This is a genomic window from Skermanella rosea (assembly GCF_016806835.2).
Lineage (GTDB): Bacteria > Pseudomonadota > Alphaproteobacteria > Azospirillales > Azospirillaceae > Skermanella > Skermanella rosea.
In genome coordinates this window covers 5,456,628-5,473,660 of sequence record NZ_CP086111.1, presented here as the reverse complement: position 1 = coordinate 5,473,660, position 17,033 = coordinate 5,456,628, and the positions used below count along the sequence as shown (strand labels likewise).

The following is a 17,033-nucleotide window of genomic DNA, read 5'->3' as shown; positions in this document are numbered from 1 at the left end:
ACGCACGCCGCCTCAGACGTTCCGGGGTCCGAACAGGATGACCGCGGCCCCGGCCAGGCACAGGGCCGTGCCGGCCAGGTCCCAGCGGTCCGGACGCGCGCCCTCCACCGCCCACAGCCAGCCCAGCGACGCCGCGATATATACCCCACCATAGGCCGCATAGGCACGGCCGGCGAAATCGGCGTCGATCCGGGTCAGGATCCAGGCGAAGGCGGCGAGGCTGGCCATTCCCGGCAGCAGCCAGAGGACGGACTTGCCGAGACGCGCCCAGGCCCAGAAGGAGAAGCAGCCCGCGATCTCGGCCAGCGCCGCGCCGGCGTAGAGCAGGAACGTGGCCGCCATGATACCGGTCAGGCCCCGGCGCCGGGATCGAACAGGTGGACGGTGACGGTGCTGCCGGCCGGGTACCCTTCGCGGTCGGCGGGCACCAGCACGAAACCGTCGGCGCGGACGACCGACGACAGGCTGGCGAGGCCGCCGGACCCGATCGGCTCGACCCGACCCTCCCCCGCCAGGCGGACCCGGCAGAAGTCGCTCCAGCCGCCGGGCGAGACGATCTTGCGCGCCGTGACCAGCGTCGCCTGCGGGAACGGGAAACCGGGATCGCCGCCGGCCATCCGCCGGACCGCCCGCCCGGCCACCGCCTCGTACCCCGCGAAGCAGCGGGCCGGGCGGCCGGGCAGGATCACGACCGGAGTGCCGCCGGCCATCCCCAGCGCCAGGCTGTCGGCCGGACGCAGGGCGACGCCGTGGATGTCGAGCGACCCGGCGGCGGCCAGCGCCTCGGCGGACCGGTCCGTCCCGCCGAGGCCGCTGCCGCCCGCCAGCAGGATCAGGTCCGCGCCGGGTTCGGCCAGCGCGGCACCGAGAGCGATGAGGTCGTCGGGCACGGCGGGGCGGCGGTCGGCGATGCCGCCGTCCCGCTCGACCAGCGCCGCCAGCATCGGTGAGTTGAGATCGCCGCCGTTCCCAACGTCACGGCCGACCGGGACGATGCGGACCACGGGGCGGCGCACCACAGCGACCGTGTCGATGCCAAGGGCCGCCAACAGGGCGGCATCGGACGCGCGGATCCGCCTTCCTGCCGCCAGGACGATTGTTCCGGCCCCGACATCGTCGCCGCGCCGCTCGATCCCTTCACCCTCGGCGACGGAAGCCACCAGCTCGATCATTCCGAAATCGGAACGGATCTGATCGACCGCGGCCACCGCGTCGGTGCCGGGCGGCACGGCATCGCCGACCGACACCGCCATCGGCTCACCCGTGAGCTCCAGCGGGATCGGGTTGTAGTCGGACGCGCCCACCGTGTCGGCGGCGCGGACCGCGAAGCCGTCCGCCGCGACCCGGTCGGCCGGCGGCAGGTCGCATTCGGCGGCGATGTCGGACGCGGCGTGGCGGTCCACCGCCTCCCGGGTTTCGACCGTTTCGGCGGCGCGCGCGGAGGATCGGGCGTCGATCCAGGCCCAGGCCTGCTCCAGGCCGGCGCGCGCGGCGAATCCCCGCATGCGCGGGCGGAACGTCGGATCGGGAATGGTTTCAGGCGCCGTCATGGCCTTATCGTACAGCGGCGGCACCGGGGCGGCACGGGAAAGGAGTTTACAAGGTGCGCTTTTTTCGTTGTATATGGACGGATACAACTCTCCTGAAAGGGCATCGGTCATGAAGATCACGGCAGCCTTTCCGAACCGGCGCACCTTCCTCGCCGCGACCCTCACCGCCGCCCTGATCGCTTTCGGCGTCGCGACGGCACCGTCGGCCCATGCCCAGAACACGCTCGTGATGGCCGCGGCCAGCCTCAAGGACAGCCTGGAGGAGGTGGCGAAGCTTTACGAGCGGACGACGGGCAACAAGGTCGGCCTGTCCTTCGCCGCCAGCTCGGCGCTCGCCAAGCAGATCGAGCAGCAGGCCCCCGCCGATATCTTCATCTCCGCCGACCTGGACTGGATGGACTATCTTGCCAAGCGCGACCTGATCAGGCCGGAGAGCCGCGCCAACCTGCTGGGCAACCGGCTGGTGCTGATCGCCCCCAAGGCGGTCGCCAGCCCGATCACCATCGAAAAGGGGAATTTCCCGATCCTGCAGCGGCTGGGCGAGAGCCGGCTGGCGACCGGCGAGCCGAACAGCGTGCCGGTCGGCAGGTATGCCAAGGCGGCGCTGACGCACCTGGGCGTGTGGGACAAGGTCGAGCCGAAGCTGGTCCGGGCCGAAAGCGTCCGCTCGGCCCTGGCCTTCGTGTCGCGCGGCGAGGCCCTGTACGGCATCGTGTACGAAACCGACGCCAGGATCGACAAGGGCGTGGAGATCGTCGGCGCCTTCCCGGCCGACAGCTATCCCGCCATCATCTACCCGGCGGCCCTGACCGCGGGGAGCAAGGCGCCCGACGCCGCCGCCTTCCTCGCCTTCCTGAAGTCGCCCGATGCGTTCGACGTGTTCCGGAAATACGGCTTCACCCCGGCCCCCGCCACCCAGGGCTGACAAGGCGGATGCTGACCCCCCTGGAGATCGAGGCGCTGAGCCTGAGCCTGTGGGTCGCGACCTGGAGCACGCTGGCCGTGCTGCCCTTCGCGATCCTGGCCGGCTTCATCCTGGCCCGTGCCGATTTCTGGGGGAAGTCGCTGTTCGACGGCATCATCCATATGCCGCTGGTGCTGCCGCCGGTTGTGATCGGGTACCTGCTGCTGGTGACGCTGGGAACGCGCGGGCCGATCGGGTCGTGGCTGTTGGAGACCTTCGGCATCCGGCTGATCTTCACCTCCGCCGGCGCCTCGGTCGCGGCTGGCGTCATGGCCTTCCCGCTGATGGTTCGGGCGATCCGGCAGGCGATCGAGGCGATCGACACCGGGCTGGAAGCCGCGGCCCGGACGCTGGGAGCCGGCCCGCTCGACCGGTTCCTGACCATCACCCTGCCGCTGATGCTGCCGGGCATCCTGTCGGGCGCCGTGCTGGCGTTCGCCGCGAGCCTGGGAGAGTTCGGCGCGACGATCACCTTCGTGTCGAACATCCCGGGCGAGACCCGGACCCTGCCGCTGGCGATCTACACCGCCACGCAGACGCCGGACGGCGATGCGGAGGCGGCGCGGCTTGTGGCCCTGTCCTTCGGCCTGTCGCTGGGCGCCCTGATCCTGTCCGAGTACCTGGGCCGCCGCGTACGCCGGATGATGGGCCGGTTTTAAAGGTTTTTGGCCACAGATGGACGCAGATAAACACAGATAAGAAAGATATAATAACCATAGTATGGAATATATTATCCCTGTCATTATGATGAACATATTTATTATTTGTGTTCTTATCTGTGTTTATCTGCGTCCATCTGTGGCCCAACAAAGCACTCAACCATCACTCAACTCTCCAGGGAACACAGAAGCATGCTCGACGTGGCGATCCGGCGGCGGCAAGGGGCCTTCGACCTGGATATCAGGTTCCAGGCGCCGAGCCGGGGCGTCACCGCCCTGTTCGGGCGGAGCGGGTCGGGCAAGAGTTCCGTCATCAACGCCATCGCCGGCCTCGCGAGGCCGGACGCCGGGCATATCCTGCTGGACGGCGCCGCGCTGTTCGACAGCGCGCGGCGGATCGACGTGCCGGCCGAGCGGCGGCGGACCGGGTACGTGTTCCAGGACTCGCGCCTGTTCCCGCACATGTCGGTTCAGGACAACCTGCTCTACGGCATGCGCCGGGTGCCGAAGGAGGAGCGGCGCATCGCGCTGGAGCCGGTGGTGGACCTGCTGGGCATCGGCGGGCTGCTGAGGCGCCGGCCCTACAGCCTGTCGGGCGGCGAGAAGCAGCGGGTCGCGGTCGGCCGAGCGCTGCTGGCCCAGCCGCGCATCCTGCTGATGGACGAGCCGCTGGCTTCCCTCGACGCGGAGCGCAAGGCGGAGATCCTGCCCTATATCGAGCGCCTGCGGGACGAGCTGAACATCCCCATCGTGTTCGTCAGCCATTCGGTCGACGAGGTGGTGAGGCTCGCCACCACCCTGGTCCTGGTGGCCGACGGGCGGGTGAAGGCGGCCGGCACGGTGGCGGAATTGTCTGTGCGGCTGGACGTGGGCGCCGTGATCGGCGGGTTGGAAGCCGGGGCCGTGCTGGACACCACCGTCGCCGGCCACGACCCGGCCACCGGGCTGACCGAGCTGCGGTTTCCCGGCGGAACCCTGACGGTGCCCTTGCTCGACCTCGCCGTCGGCCAGCCGCTCCGGGTGCGCATCCAGGCGCGCGATGTGATCCTGGCGCTGGAGCCGCCCTCGCGGATCAGCGTGCACAATATGCTGGAAGGGCGTATCGTCGAACTGGGCGAGGCGGCCGGACCGTCGCGGGACGTCAGGATCGACATCGGTGGATCGTTCCTGCTGGCGCGGGTCACCCGCCATTCGGTCGATCGGCTGGGCCTGGGGGTCGGCACGCCGGTCTTCGCGCTGGTCAAGAGCGTCGCCTTCGACCGGGTCTTTCCCGGTCCGGCGGGACGAAGCGTCGCCTTGTAGGGTGCCGTGCAGGGTGACGTTGGGGTAGAAGGACCAAGAACAGAGTTGAGGAATCAACCGCCATGGCGAAGCTGAGGCTGCGCATAGATTTCGAGCCGGAAGGTTCGCTGGGGCCGGGGAAGGTGGCGCTGCTGGAGGCGATCCGGCGCTGCGGGTCGATCTCCAGCGCCGCGCGCGAGCTGGACATGTCCTACCGGCGCGCTTGGCTGCTGGTGGACGATCTCAACCAGACCTTCCGCCATCCGGTGGTGAACGCCATGGTCGGCGGCCGCAAGGGCGGCGGCGCCGGCCTGACCGCGTTCGGCGACAGCGTCATCCGCCACTACCGCGAGATGGAGGCCGAGGCGCATGACGCCCTGGCCCGCCACATGACGGCCCTCCAGGACGAGGTCGTGGCCGGCGGCGATGCCCCGGCGACGCCACGGGATTGCCCCGTTCCCGAAGACGGATCGGAACGGGGCGAGCAGGAGCGCGACTGCGACGGCCGCAAGGCGATGCAGCGCAGCCTGTCGAAGCAGCCGGCGGGCCGTCCGAACTGACGGTCCCGGCACAATCGCCGTCATCGGTCACTCAAGCGGGAGGAGAAGCCGTCATGCATGCCACTCTGTCACGCCGCTGTTTTCTGGTGCTGGGAACCCGGGGGGCCGCGGTCTCCCTGATCGTCGCGGGCTGCTCGTCGGTCGAGCCGCGGACCGAGGAGGCGCCCGCCGACCTGGTCGCCGCCGCGACGACGACCCTGTCCAACTTCACGCGCGACCCGGACATGACCTGGTTCCGCGACAACCTGCCGGCGGCCCAGGGCCTGCTGATCGTGCCGACCTTCCTGCGCGCCGGCTTCGTCTTCGGCGGGGCCGGCGGCAACGGGGTGCTGATCACCCGCGACAGCGAGGGCGGCAGCTGGAGCTATCCCGCCTTCTATACGGTGGCGGCGGGCAGCGTGGGGCTTCAGGCCGGGGCCGAGGTCGCGGAGGTGATCCTGATGATCCGCAGCGTGCGGGGCCGCGACGCGATGCTCGGCAACAGCCTCAAGCTGGGCGCCGACGTCGGCGTGGCGGCCGGGCCGGTCGGGGCCGGCGCCCGGGTCGCGACGTCGGACATCCTGGCCTTCTCGCGCTCGCGGGGGCTCTATGGCGGGATCAGCCTGGACGGCTCGGTGATCACGACGCGGGACGCCTGGAACGCCGCCTATTACGGCCGCGCCGTGCGTCCGGTGGACATCCTGGTGAGCCGCACCGTCTCCAACCCGCAGGCTGAGCCCCTGCGCAACTTGGCGGCCCGCCGGGCCTGAGGCGGCCCGGTCCCCGCCAAGCCCTTGGGGTCAGCCCTTGGTGAGCATTAGGGTCCCCTGCTTGGCGATCCGGCCGGTGATCTTCTCGGCCAGCATGGCGAGCACCCAGGGCAGGTCCACTTCCAGCCGGACCAGGTCGTCCTGAACGTCGATCCGGCCGCCGATGGTCTGGGCCAGGACGGCGACCTCGAAGCGCATCTGGTTCTCCGACCAGTGGTCCTCCACCGAGGCACCCACGCCGGCGAGCTGGGAGCGCACCTGCCCCATGCCGTCCTGCAGGCGCCGCTTGGCCTCCTCGCGTCCGAGCTGGTGGGGGATCGTCACGACCACGGGCTTTGGCATCTCTGGTTCCTCTGAGGTTTAACCATAGGTACGAAGCCCGCCCGCCGATTTACAGAGGCGATGGAAACAGGATCATCCCGGGAATGTTTCGTCTATCCGGCCATTGATGGTAACGGCGGATCGGCGGAGACGGACCATGACGGCAGGCGGCGAGGCCAGGGGCGGCAGGACGAGGAAATGGAGGCGGGCGGCGTCGCGGATCCTGAATCTGGCGGCCCGGCCGGTGCGTACCGCTCACGGCAAGCGCGGGGTGGTGCTCCAGCCCTACCGGGGCTACGGCTCGCGGGAAGAAGTCTTCCTGATCGGCAGGGTCTTCAAGCAGTCGCGCACCCAGCACGGCGGCGGCGAGGAGGACATCGCCGACCACCTGCGGGACATCGGCCGCCGGATCGCGCGGCGCGCGGTCGCCGGGGCCACGGTGACCGCCCGGTTCGGCGGGGCCGAGCAGCGGGTCGAGACCGACAAGGACGGCTATTTCAGGGTGCATCTACGGCACCAGCCGCTGCCGCCGTCCGGGGAGTCCTGGCGGCCCATGGACCTGCTGCTGGACCAGCCTGAGCCGGTCCACGCCCGGGCCGACATCTTCGTCCCGCCGGAACGCTGCCGCTACGTGGTGATCAGCGACATCGACGACACCGTGATGTTCACCGGCGTGGCCGGCAAGCTGAAGATGCTGTGGCGGCTGTTCGTCCAGGACGCCGAGAACCGGGTGGCCTTTCCGGGAGCGGCGGCCCTGTACCGCGCGCTCCACGACGGGGCCGGCGGCGACGAGCGGAACCCGATGCTCTACGTGTCCCGCGCTCCCTGGGGGATCTACGACGTGCTGGACGAGTTCTTCCGGATGCACGGCATTCCCGTGGGTCCGGTGCTGTTCCTGCGGGAATGGGGCATCACCTGGAAAAGCCCGCTGCCGCGCAAGGCCGAGGACCACAAGCGCGAGCTGATCGGCAACATGCTGCGGCTCTACAAGGACCTGCCGTTCGTCCTGGTCGGCGACAGCGGCCAGCACGACCCGGAGGTCTACCGCCGGATCGTGGACGAGCACCCCGGCCGGGTGCTGGCCGTCTATATCCGAAACGTGTCGCGCGACGAGGCCAGGATCGCCGAGATCGAGGAACTGGCGAAGGCGGTCACGGCGGCCGGAAGCAGCATGGTCCTGGCCGCCGACAGCCTCGCGATGGCCGAGCACGCCGCCGGCCTGGGCCTGATGACTCCGGAGGCCACAGCGGCGGTCCGCGCGGAGATCGCTTCCGGGACGGCCGGCGGGGCCGCTCCGGGACCGATGCGGAGCATATCGCGCCGCGACCTGCGCCGGACCGTCACGGCCGAGGGCGCCGACCAGGACGCCGCTCCGCCGAACCTGGTCGTGGAGCCGACGAGCCGGCGACGAAGCTAGCGCGAAGAACCCGGTTCGGACGGCGGATGAGAGCCATCGCCCGCCGTTCCCGCGCCGACAGGTCCGTCTTTCAGGAAGCCCACGTCCTCCGCCTTGATCCCCCGTCTCCCGCCGGCCCGCCGGATGGCGGCGGCCAGCATTTCCCATTGCTCGTTCGGTAGCCGGGACAGCCCTTCGACCAGGGCGCTCCGCCATTTCGGTCCCCGCGACCATGCCTCGATCCAGGCGTCGGCGAGATCATGGTGACGCCTGGGAGCCATGGCCTCGATCAGGATTCCGGCCTGGGCGACATCCTTGTCCGCTTTCAGCCGTCCGCCCGGGTCGGCGCGCCGCCGTGCCGCGACGATCAGCTTATGGACCGCGTACCGCTCGGGCGCTGGTACCCGGACGGAGACGCCGCCGGCGTGAAGCAACACGGACCGGACCGGCGCATGGATCAGGAAGTCGAGGAACCGCAGGGGTTGGGCGGCGGCTCCGCCCAGGGCCGGCATGGCGGCAGGCTTGCCCTGGTGCTCGTCCTTGCCGGTGTTGGGCACCAGGAACTCCACCAGGAAGCCTTTGCGGTTCCGAAACGCCGTGGCCTGTCGGGCGTCGGCCTGATGCGGCACTTCCTGGAAGCCGGGGTCGACCTGCCGGAGCACGTCCAGGATAGGCGGCAAACTGTCCTCGATCGAAATGGATACCGAGTGGAACTGGGCGATGTCCATGTCGCCGGTGCGTAGATGGGCGGCGGGAAGCCGTACGCCGAGCATTCCGGCATAGCATTGGAACGCCAGCGTGCCGACCAGGACACCCCGGAGGCGGAACAGGCCGGCCTGCGACAGGGCTTCGGCGAGGTCGCCGGTGAAGGCATCGGGTGCCGGCAATCCGGCGGCCTTGAGGGCGGAGACCATCCGCCGCCGTTCTGTGAAATCCGCCTTCAGGTCACGGAACCGTTCGACGCGGGCCGCAATCGCCGGGTCGTCGGCCGGACCGACATAGCGGCTGTAGCGCTGGCGATCCTCGTAGCCCTGGAAATACCAGTAGCCACGGCCTTTGCGTTCCTTCTTCGAGAAGCTTCCGGTGGCAGGGAAAGCCGCATCGAACTCGGCGTCCAGGCTGCGCTGCTCCAGGTCGGCGAACAGGGTCTGTATGGCCAACCCAAGCTCCCGCATGCGCCCCTCCGCTCCGGCAGTTGCCTTCAAAATGGAATTTACAGGCAACCGGTGAGGGGCGCAATGCCGCCGGTGCGGAGGATGCCGCTCCCGGCTTGCCAGCAGGCTTCGAAATTATAGGGAGCCTGAAGGCAGAAGCTTCAATAAGGAGTCGCCGACAGGTTCGCAGGAACCGCCCACGGAGCTGTCTTGCCTGTAACCCGCAACAATGAATTCTTTAGGAGGATTGGTGGAGCCGAGGAGGGGCATGGAACGGCCTCTACTGCTGGAGGTGCCCCAATTGTCCAACGCTTGTCGTCGGCGTGTCGAGATGTCGGGTGATGGATGGCGGCTGGCTTATGGTCCCTGCACCAGGAGCGAGGGCGGAGATCGACGTGCCTCCATCCGTCGTTGTGGATCCGCAGCCCTGATCGATTTTCCTGGGTTGGGTCACCCGAAGCGTCGTCCGCGACAGGCGTCCGATGGCCGAGCACCGGATCCTGGCTCAGCCTTGCCGGCCTGACCGCCAGCTAGTCATGCGGTCGTCCTCGCCTCTCGCAAAGCCCTGAACACACTCGACCGGCTGATTGCCAGCTTGGCTGCGATCTCGGCGGGGCGGGCACCGGCCCGGTGGAGGTCGATCACCTCACTGAACCGTCGCTGGGCCGTTGGAGCCCGGCCGCGATACTTGCCCGCAGCCTTCGCCTGGGCGATGCCGATCTTCTGCCGCTCGAGCAGCAGCCTCCGCTCGAACCCGGCGACCGCAACGACGATCTCGGCGATCATCCTGCCAGTCGGACTGGTCGTGTCGATCCCGAGATCCAGGACGCGGATCGCCACCTTCTTCCGCTCCAGTCGGTCGAAGACTTCGCAGAAGTGGGCAGTGCTACGGCAGAGCCGGTCCAAGCGGGTGACAATCAGAACGTCGCCGTCACGGACGAAGTCGAGACACGCCTCAAGCTGCGGTCGGGATCCGACTGCGGACACCTGCTCCTGGAAGATCCTCTCGACACCTAGCCGGCGGAGTTGTTCGACCTGATCGTTGAAGCCGGCGGCCTGATCGATGGTTGATGTGCGGGCGTATCCGACCAGCATGGGGGTCCCAGTTCCACATGATCCTAAAATGCAGTGGAACACAGTGCCAAAATGGGTCAAGGAAACCCATGTGGTACTCCGGCGGCCAGTGTCGCATCGGTAGAGGCTATTGGAACTCGACCTGAGTTGGCGGGCCGGTCTGGACAGCGGCGGTAAGCACGATCACAGCGGTGATGTCGGGCACGAGACCACATGCCTCCGCCCTGGCCGCGCTGCGCGCGGCCAGGAGAGCCACTGTGATGGCAGAGAAGACAGAGGCAGGGTCATGATGAAGTGCTGGCTAGGCAAAAATCTGAGGCATCCAGGAGCATGCCCTGATTCCGACCTCTTCAATGTTCTGCGGAAATCCCTTAGTCAATATCGGCGAGAACCTGCGGTCGATGATTAAAGGATCACCGCGGGCCTGTGATCATTGTCAATGGAGCGGCTTGGGGAATGTCATGGCCTCACGGGTGCCGCTAACGGGTGGACATGGCAAGCAAGCGGAATAAGCCTCACTCCTGACAAACAACATTAGGGGGGGTAAATGTGCTACTATGTAAACATAGTAACACAATCCCCTCCAGCCCTAATCCTGTGTATCAGGTGCGAAGCTCAACCGTAAACCGCAGCCTTCAGCCGTGTATACGCTCGGGCTTCGCCCGGAACGTGATCTGGTCGGTCACAACCGTCGTCACTCCATCGATACTAGGCGTGCGTCGCTCGCGGGAGCGAGCGACCACGCGGTTCGTCGCTCATCGGACCGTGCGAGCAAGCTCGCCCAGTCCGCTTCGCTTGAACCATATTGCTCCGCAAGGGGAAACCGGAAAGATCAGGCTGAGCGATGACTCACGCGATGATCCGGTTGCCAACCATATCGATTTGGGCCGGAGGCCCGGTCGTTGCTCTTCGTTCGCTCCATGACGCAGGGGCCGCTGCGCGGCCCCTGCGTAGTTGTCTGTTCGTTCACCAATCCGATTTCTGGGGTGAAGGCCGGTCGTTGACCCAATCCAGGATCGGGTGCCGTCGGGACGTTGACGTGGCCCTGGTCAGCCGATACAGGGGCCGCTGCGCGGCCCCATCGTTGATCCCGCCGTGGAGGACAAGGAAGGCACCATGGCCAGGAAGCCCAAGCCAGTATTGGAGCGGATCATGGCGGCAATCCAAGCCCCACCGGGAGGCACCGAGCCCGACGCCTGCTGGACCTGGATCGGGCGATTCGAAAATGGACAACCGGTCATCAAGGTTGCGGGCCAGCGGAAAGCCGTTAGGCCGATAGTCTACCGATACGCATACGGTAACCCGCCGCCGTCCCGCTTTGTCGCCTATCCGCGGATCAAACTGAGATGCGGCAATCCGGCATGTGTGCGGCCGGATCACATGCAGCTGAAAACCGATGCTGATAGGGAATTAAGGGAAATTGTCGCTGAACTACACAGGACTGCCCGTCAGCAACTCGCCCGTGATCCCAGCAATCCAAAGCTACAGCGGATGGCCATGCCCTGGTTCATCAAATGGAGGGCCGGCAAGATCCTAGCCGACCGACAGCGGCACCGCGAGGCCGCTACCAGTGAACCCGTGCGAGACATACTTCGCCAAATCTGGCGGCGGCCAGTGCCATAGTCCGTAGCAGACTGGTGACCGAGACGTAATAGTGGAAATGGGCCGGGTCCAGGAATGGGTAGCCACACCGGCGCCCCGCGGGGCGCCGGTGTGGCCTAAAAAGGCATGTCCCATCCGATTTGGTGAATGAAATTGTGATTGTCGTACTCACACTCTAATAGGCACATTTCATCAGGCTCGCGACTGTCGTCGAGGCTTTTCCTCCAACAACGGCCAGAACGCAGACTTCCGCCCATGCTGCTGCCGAAGCCGATCCACGACGGCGGCGTGATCCTCATGTCCTTTCCAGTTGGTTACCGCCTCTGCAATCTGACCCGCTGAGAGCACATCTTTTGCCGCGTAGGAGTAGTGCTTTGAGCGAGCCTCCTTGAGCACTGCCTCGGCCATCACCCGGTAAAGCACCACCGCCGCCAGCGGCTGATCGGTGGCGAGTTGTTTGGCGATTGGACGAAGATCATGGTACCAACGGCCATCAATCTCGGGCAGTCGCTTCAGAATGATCTGTCCGGCCACGGCTGTCGCACCAACGCCGACGGGGAATTGAAGAGCGGCGAGTACATCCTCGTGCTGGACGGCAGTTTCGGTCGCCCTCACCGTCGCCGCATGGGCAGTTTCAGCAGGGAGATGCCGCACATAGTCGCGGAAGTGCTCCAGACTGAGCTTTCTCACCACCCAGTCCCATCGCACCGCCTGGGCGTCATCCTGACGATCAAGAGCCGTCAGAGCGGCGATGCGGATGTTGACCGTACTCTGTTCACCGCCCAGCCCTCGACCATCCCATCGATCAAGCCATTGCAATGCTTCAGCGGGGCGTCCCGCCTTCAGCATCCGTGCCGCAATCTCGATTGCACGACGCTCCGCGAATCCGGTCTGCTCGACCGTCGCGACAAACGCGTCCGGATCGCCTTTGGCATCGGCGATCTGGATCAGTCCGCGAATAAGCCGATTCGTATCGTGATCGATCTGGTCCGTCGTTGAGCCTCGGGTGGGCGAACTGAGTTTGCCGCGGATCAACTGAGTGAGTGCGTCGAGGCCCTCCGGACCCAGAGCATCAACGAAGGCAGGGATGATGCCATCTTTCAAACCGTAGTTGTTATGCTCGAACTCGTGCAGCACGACACCGGCAAGAGCTTCCGGCCGGCGGTCGCGAACGCCCGACCAGACCCGTCCCCAGTCCTGGACGGCAAGGTGGAACACGTCGCCGATACTGCCACTGCTGTCGTCCGCTCGCCCGTAAACCCGGTCGCTGGCATGAATGAAGTCGGCGAGAAGATCGGCGGCGGACCGCGGAGCCTTTGGGGCCAGATCGTCAATGATGGATGTCCGGATCTGGTCCAATTCGTCGGCGAAGTCGGCGGCCTAGTCCCACTCGATGAACTTGGTGCCCTGGCGGACGCTCTGGATACGCTTGGCTAAGACGGCCATGAGCGTGTCGCCGCTGTGGATGGCGGCCAAGCTGAGCTTCAGCTTCTTCTCGAGGCTCTTGTTCATCGCGGCATGCTAGATCAGCAGATCGGCGAGCCGGTCCGGTCCGAGTTCGAGCAGGGCGGCGTGGGTGATCTTGGTGGTGCGACGTGGCATTGGGATCGGCTGGCTCAGGACATCCAGGGAGCAGGTGATCCCGGCACGAGCAGACTACAGCCCATAGGGTCCTTCGGCCGCTCTCGGTCGGAGCGGCAGAGCCCGGTACGTCCCGAGGACCTGAAACGTATTATGCTGCTGGAGCAGTTTCAGCCACCATGATCCGCAATCCCATCGGTCACCAAGGCAATGGACATGATGATCAGAATGGCCGCCCCTTACCGGGCCGCCTGCATCCTATTGCTGATGGCTATCCTCATGATGCCGACGATCGGACTGGCCGACCTGTCCGCTGTGAACATGACGATACGGACCGGTACGGCCGGATCGTCACGGAGTGCTTCATCGGCCAAAACAGCCTGAATGCCTGGATGGTCCACGAGGGGATGGCGGTCATCACCGCGATTAGTAAAGCGGAGGTGATGAGCGAACTGGAGGTACGGTTCTACTGTCCCGCCCTGATCATCTCCTGCGGCTCCGACGCACCGGTATCCAGGCTGCCTACCATTTTCGGGATCTCGCTATGTACGGCAATCCGGCCGATCCCCAACATCCCTCCGATGAGGTGAGCATCTAGACATACCGTCAACTATAAAAAACGTCGAAATCGGCTAGTGGCAACTCTACACATTTGAAATCTCAACGGATTTGACAAGATGTTGTATATGCGGGAAGCTGATTAGAAATTCTCAAATCTGGATTGCATCATGATACAACCGGGTAACATTCTGTCGAATGCTGATCTTCAGCATCATTTCAAAGTTGGTAACATGGGTGGGATGAGACGGAGCTTACTCAAGAACGCTTTGGTGATCGTCTCGGACCACACCAAAAGCCTTTACGATGACCGCTGGATCGATGATGTGCTACATTACACCGGTATGGGCAAATCAGGACCGCAGAAGCTCGAAAGCCAGAACCGCACGCTGCTCGAGTCCGGCACCAGCGGAGTTGCCGTTCACCTGTTTGAGGTTTTCCAGAGCGGGCGATACATCTACTCTGGACAGGTCGGATTAGCAACTGAGCCGTACCAAGAGCAACAATACGGAGAGGACGGTCAACTCAGGCCAGTTTGGATGTTTCCGCTCCGACTGCAAAAGGGAGGTATTCGGCCCGTCCCGGAAGTTTCAGAGATTAGGCGGATCGAGCAGCTTCGGGAAAAGGCCCTGAGTGGCCTTCCACAAGAAACACTGAAAGTGCGGGCAACCACCGCAATAGCGAAGCCCTCTAAACGCTCCAGTACAGCAGAACAATTCATCCGTAATCCATACGTTACCAGCTATGTGAAGAAGGCTGCGAAGGGCATCTGCGATCTTTGCAGAAATTCGGCACCTTTTTCCAAGAATGGGGAGCCCTATTTCCATTGTCATCACGTTCTCTGGCTCTCTCGTGGTGGCCCGGACATCATCCAGAATGCTGTGGCTCTCTGCCCCAACTGCCACGCCCGAATGCACGAGCTTGACAGGAGAGCGGATATCCAAGTTCTGGCTGAGCGGATTAGGGTGAGAGATCCGGATCTGCCCCATTTTGACGTGTTCGCTTCCCCTCAGCGTGCTTGCTAGTGCACTGACGCATTCAAAAGATTCAGAGAGCGATATGCAAGCTCATGTGTAGACTGCATTTTTGCTGTTCTCGGTGCATCTCTTGTATGCATCAGTGTACTAGTAATCCGTGTCATGTAATGGGTGACCTCTCCCGGCAGCAGCCTCGAATTGTTTAGTCATCTCGTCTAGGCCCGGCGGAGCGGCATGTCCGCGACCATCAGGGGCCAGATGTCCCGGCCCGGAAGGTCGCTCAGGTTCAGGCAGACCCCGCCGGTGGACGAGTGAGATACTCCATTGATCAGCAGGGATCACGTCAGGTTTTCCACTCGATTCCCGAGTACAGTCTGCTCCAGCAATTCCCGTAGCTTTGACCACCTCCGCCCACCCTCTGCTGACCGGACGGCGATCCCAACGGCTTTCCGCTGACCGATCAGCACGACCAGCTTTTTGCCACGGGTAACGCCGGTATAGATCAGGTTCCGCCGCAGCATCATGTAATGGGTCATGCCCACGGGGATTACGACAGCCGGGTACTCTGAACCTTGCGATTTATGGATGGTCGTCGAGAAGGCTAGGGAAACCTCGTCAAGCTCACCGAACTGGTACACCACCTCCCGGCCGTCGAAGGTGATCGTCACCTCCTGGGCATCCGCGTCGATGGTCGTGACGAAGCCCAAGTCGCCGTTGAAGACCTCCTTGTCGTAGTCGTTGGTGGTCTGCATCACCTTGTCGCCCGGTCTGTAGGTCCATCCGAACCGCTCCACCTGGGGCTGGCCGATGGCGGGGTTTAGAGCCGCCTGGAGGGCGACGTTCAAGGTTCTGGCTCCCAGCCCGCCCCGGTTCATCGGAGCCAGCACTTGAATATCCCTAATGGCGTCGAATCCGAACCGCCGTGGGATCCGGTTCTGCACCACCTCGACCACCTTGCGAGCCGCATCCTCGGAGTCGGCGGCGTCGATGAAGTAGAAGTCCGAGTTCTGCCCGTCCGCTGGTGGCTTGAGATCGGGCAGGCGGCCGGCGTTGATCCGGTGGGCATTGGTAATGATCTGGCTTTCGGCGGCTTGCCGGAATACCTCGGTCAGCCGCACCACGGGTACCATGCCGGAGCCGATGATGTCGGCCAGCACCTGTCCTGGACCGACCGAGGGAAGCTGATCCACGTCACCGACCAGGATCACCGCGGAGCCGCTCCGGACCGCTTTCAGGGTTGCCGCCATGATCGGCACATCGACCATGCTGGTCTCGTCCAGGACCAGCAGGTTGCAGTCCAGCGGGTTCTCCTCCGTCCGCCTGAAGCCACCGCCGGCGGGATCGAACTCCAGAAGGCGGTGGATGGTCTTGGCTTCCATGCCGGTCGCCTCGGTCATCCGCTTGGCGGCTCGGCCGGTAGGGGCGGCCAGCAGGACCTCGACCCTCTTGGCGGCCAGGATCTTCAGGATGGCGTTGACCAGCGTCGTTTTGCCTACGCCGGGTCCGCCCGTGATGACCACGACCTTGGACGCCAGTGCCATCCGGACCGCCGCCTGCTGGCTTTCCGCCAGCGTAACGCCGAGCTTCGTCTGCACCCACTCGATGGCCTTGTCGGCATCAATGGTCGGCCAAGGCGGCTGACCGTCCCGCAGTACCCGGAGCCGCTCCGCGATGGTCCGCTCAGCATCCCACAGCTTCCTCATGAAGACGCACTGGCGTTCCCCGATGGAGTCGGCGACCACCATGCCGTCGCCGAGTTCCAGGGTGATCGCGTCCTCCAGGGTTTCTGTCGGGATTTCCAGCAGTTCCTCGGCAAGCTTCAGCAACTCGTCGCGGGGCAGTCCACAGTGACCGTCATCGACTGCGTTCAGCAGGGCATAGGAGATGCCGGCCCTAGCCCGGATCATCGCCGTCTTCGGGATGCCGAGCTTCTCCGCGATCATGTCGGCGGTCTTGAAACCGATGCCGCGGATGTCGCGGGCCAGCCGGTACGGGTTCTCGGTCACCAGCGGGATCGCGTCGGCCCCATAGGTCTTGTAAATCCGAACCGCCCGCGACGTGCCCACGCCGTGGCTCTGGAGGAACACCATGATCTCGCGGATGGCTTTCTGGTCGCTCCAGGCCAGCCGAATTTTGGATGCCCGCTTGGGACCGATGCCGGCGACCTCGATAAGCCGCTCGCCCTGCTGCTCGATGACGTCGAACACAGCCTCGCCGAAGGCCCTGACCAGCTTCTTCGCATAGACAGGGCCAATGCCCTTGATCAGCCCCGAGCCCAGATACTTCTCCATACCTTCCAGCGATGATGGAGGTGCTGACTTCAGGAATGCCGCCCGGAACTGCTGCCCATGCTCGCGATGGACCTCCCACTTGCCCGATGCCTGGACGAACTCGCCGGCCGAGATCGAGGCGGCATGGCCGAGGACGGTCACGAGGTCGCGATGCCCCCGAACCTTGACCCGAAGCACGCAGTAGCCGTTGTCGGGGTTGTGGTAGGTAACCCGCTCGATCAGCCCGGCGAGTGGCTCGCGATCCGGAATGGAGGTCGGGCTGTTCATGCTGGACAGTCAACCGAAAAGGCCCGTCGAAGAAGCCCTGCCGCTTGCC

At 65.1% G+C, this 17,033-nt stretch carries 16 protein-coding genes; 8 read left to right on the top strand and 8 right to left on the bottom strand.

Translation table 11 applies throughout. The annotated features are described in order from the left end of the window. Window positions 1-12: 12 nt before the first annotated feature. Both JL101_RS25490 and JL101_RS25485 read right to left on the bottom strand, forming a co-directional pair. Window positions 13-342, bottom strand: a complete 330-nt coding sequence (locus JL101_RS25490) for a YnfA family protein (RefSeq protein WP_203102457.1) — start codon at window positions 340-342, stop codon at window positions 13-15. A gap of 8 nt (window positions 343-350) precedes the next feature. Further along, window positions 351-1,550, bottom strand: a complete 1,200-nt coding sequence (locus tag JL101_RS25485; RefSeq protein WP_203102459.1) for a molybdopterin-binding protein — start codon at window positions 1,548-1,550, stop codon at window positions 351-353. Between the two features lie 109 nt (window positions 1,551-1,659). Between JL101_RS25485 and modA the strand changes: the two genes are divergently transcribed. The 5 genes from modA (at window position 1,660) to JL101_RS25460 (ending at window position 5,763) form a co-directional block, all read left to right on the top strand. Beyond that, window positions 1,660-2,475, top strand: a complete 816-nt coding sequence (gene modA, locus JL101_RS25480; RefSeq protein ID WP_203102461.1) for a molybdate ABC transporter substrate-binding protein — start codon at window positions 1,660-1,662, stop codon at window positions 2,473-2,475. An 8-nt stretch (window positions 2,476-2,483) separates the two neighbouring features. After that, entirely contained in the window at window positions 2,484-3,173 is a 690-nt protein-coding gene (gene modB / locus JL101_RS25475) for a molybdate ABC transporter permease subunit (protein ID WP_203102468.1), read from the top strand. A gap of 192 nt (window positions 3,174-3,365) precedes the next feature. Further along, entirely contained in the window at window positions 3,366-4,475 is a 1,110-nt protein-coding gene (gene modC, locus JL101_RS25470) for a molybdenum ABC transporter ATP-binding protein (RefSeq protein ID WP_203102469.1), read from the top strand. A gap of 62 nt (window positions 4,476-4,537) precedes the next feature. Continuing rightward, on the top strand, window positions 4,538-5,014 hold the full coding sequence (locus JL101_RS25465) for a winged helix-turn-helix domain-containing protein (RefSeq protein WP_203102470.1): 477 nt from the start codon (window positions 4,538-4,540) through the stop codon (window positions 5,012-5,014). Window positions 5,015-5,067: 53 nt separating this feature from the next. Then, window positions 5,068-5,763 carry a lipid-binding SYLF domain-containing protein gene (locus JL101_RS25460; protein ID WP_203102471.1) on the top strand — a complete coding sequence of 232 codons (696 nt, stop codon included), beginning with the start codon at window positions 5,068-5,070 and terminating at the stop codon, window positions 5,761-5,763. A gap of 30 nt (window positions 5,764-5,793) precedes the next feature. On the opposite strand, the gene JL101_RS25455 is transcribed toward JL101_RS25460, so the two are convergent. Further along, complete coding sequence (locus JL101_RS25455) at window positions 5,794-6,105, bottom strand: polyhydroxyalkanoic acid system family protein (RefSeq protein WP_203102474.1); 312 nt, start codon at window positions 6,103-6,105, stop codon at window positions 5,794-5,796. Window positions 6,106-6,241: 136 nt separating this feature from the next. Here JL101_RS25455 and JL101_RS25450 point away from each other — a divergent pair, with 136 nt between their 5' ends. After that, the gene (locus JL101_RS25450; protein WP_203102476.1) at window positions 6,242-7,501 is read left to right on the top strand and encodes an App1 family protein; all 1,260 of its coding nucleotides are present in this window, start codon (window positions 6,242-6,244) and stop codon (window positions 7,499-7,501) included. Here JL101_RS25450 and JL101_RS25445 read toward each other — a convergent pair. From JL101_RS25445 to JL101_RS36600, 4 genes are all read right to left on the bottom strand, one after another. Continuing rightward, window positions 7,498-8,640 (bottom strand): nucleotidyltransferase family protein, encoded by a 1,143-nt coding sequence (locus JL101_RS25445; protein WP_228435156.1) that lies wholly within the window; start codon window positions 8,638-8,640, stop codon window positions 7,498-7,500. The two genes, JL101_RS25450 and JL101_RS25445, sit on opposite strands and share 4 nt — an antisense overlap. Before the next feature lie 528 nt (window positions 8,641-9,168). Then, window positions 9,169-9,729: a recombinase family protein gene (locus tag JL101_RS25440; protein ID WP_203104598.1), complete on the bottom strand. Its 561-nt coding sequence runs from the start codon at window positions 9,727-9,729 to the stop codon at window positions 9,169-9,171. 1,773 nt (window positions 9,730-11,502) lie between these two features. Then, on the bottom strand, window positions 11,503-12,669 hold the full coding sequence (locus tag JL101_RS25435) for a DUF6880 family protein (RefSeq protein WP_228435155.1): 1,167 nt from the start codon (window positions 12,667-12,669) through the stop codon (window positions 11,503-11,505). A gap of 21 nt (window positions 12,670-12,690) precedes the next feature. Beyond that, on the bottom strand, window positions 12,691-12,822 hold the full coding sequence (locus JL101_RS36600) for a hypothetical protein (protein ID WP_267133541.1): 132 nt from the start codon (window positions 12,820-12,822) through the stop codon (window positions 12,691-12,693). Between the two features lie 248 nt (window positions 12,823-13,070). Here JL101_RS36600 and JL101_RS25430 point away from each other — a divergent pair, with 248 nt between their 5' ends. Together JL101_RS25430 and JL101_RS25425 are read left to right on the top strand one after the other, a co-directional pair. Next, window positions 13,071-13,481 (top strand): thermonuclease family protein, encoded by a 411-nt coding sequence (locus tag JL101_RS25430; RefSeq protein ID WP_203103567.1) that lies wholly within the window; start codon window positions 13,071-13,073, stop codon window positions 13,479-13,481. Window positions 13,482-13,619: 138 nt separating this feature from the next. After that, on the top strand, window positions 13,620-14,474 hold the full coding sequence (locus JL101_RS25425; RefSeq protein WP_203103569.1) for an HNH endonuclease: 855 nt from the start codon (window positions 13,620-13,622) through the stop codon (window positions 14,472-14,474). A 290-nt stretch (window positions 14,475-14,764) separates the two neighbouring features. Here the strand turns inward: JL101_RS25425 and recD2 are convergent, their stop codons facing one another. Continuing rightward, window positions 14,765-16,984 carry an SF1B family DNA helicase RecD2 gene (gene recD2, locus JL101_RS25420; RefSeq protein ID WP_203103571.1) on the bottom strand — a complete coding sequence of 740 codons (2,220 nt, stop codon included), beginning with the start codon at window positions 16,982-16,984 and terminating at the stop codon, window positions 14,765-14,767. Window positions 16,985-17,033: the final 49 nt, after the last annotated feature.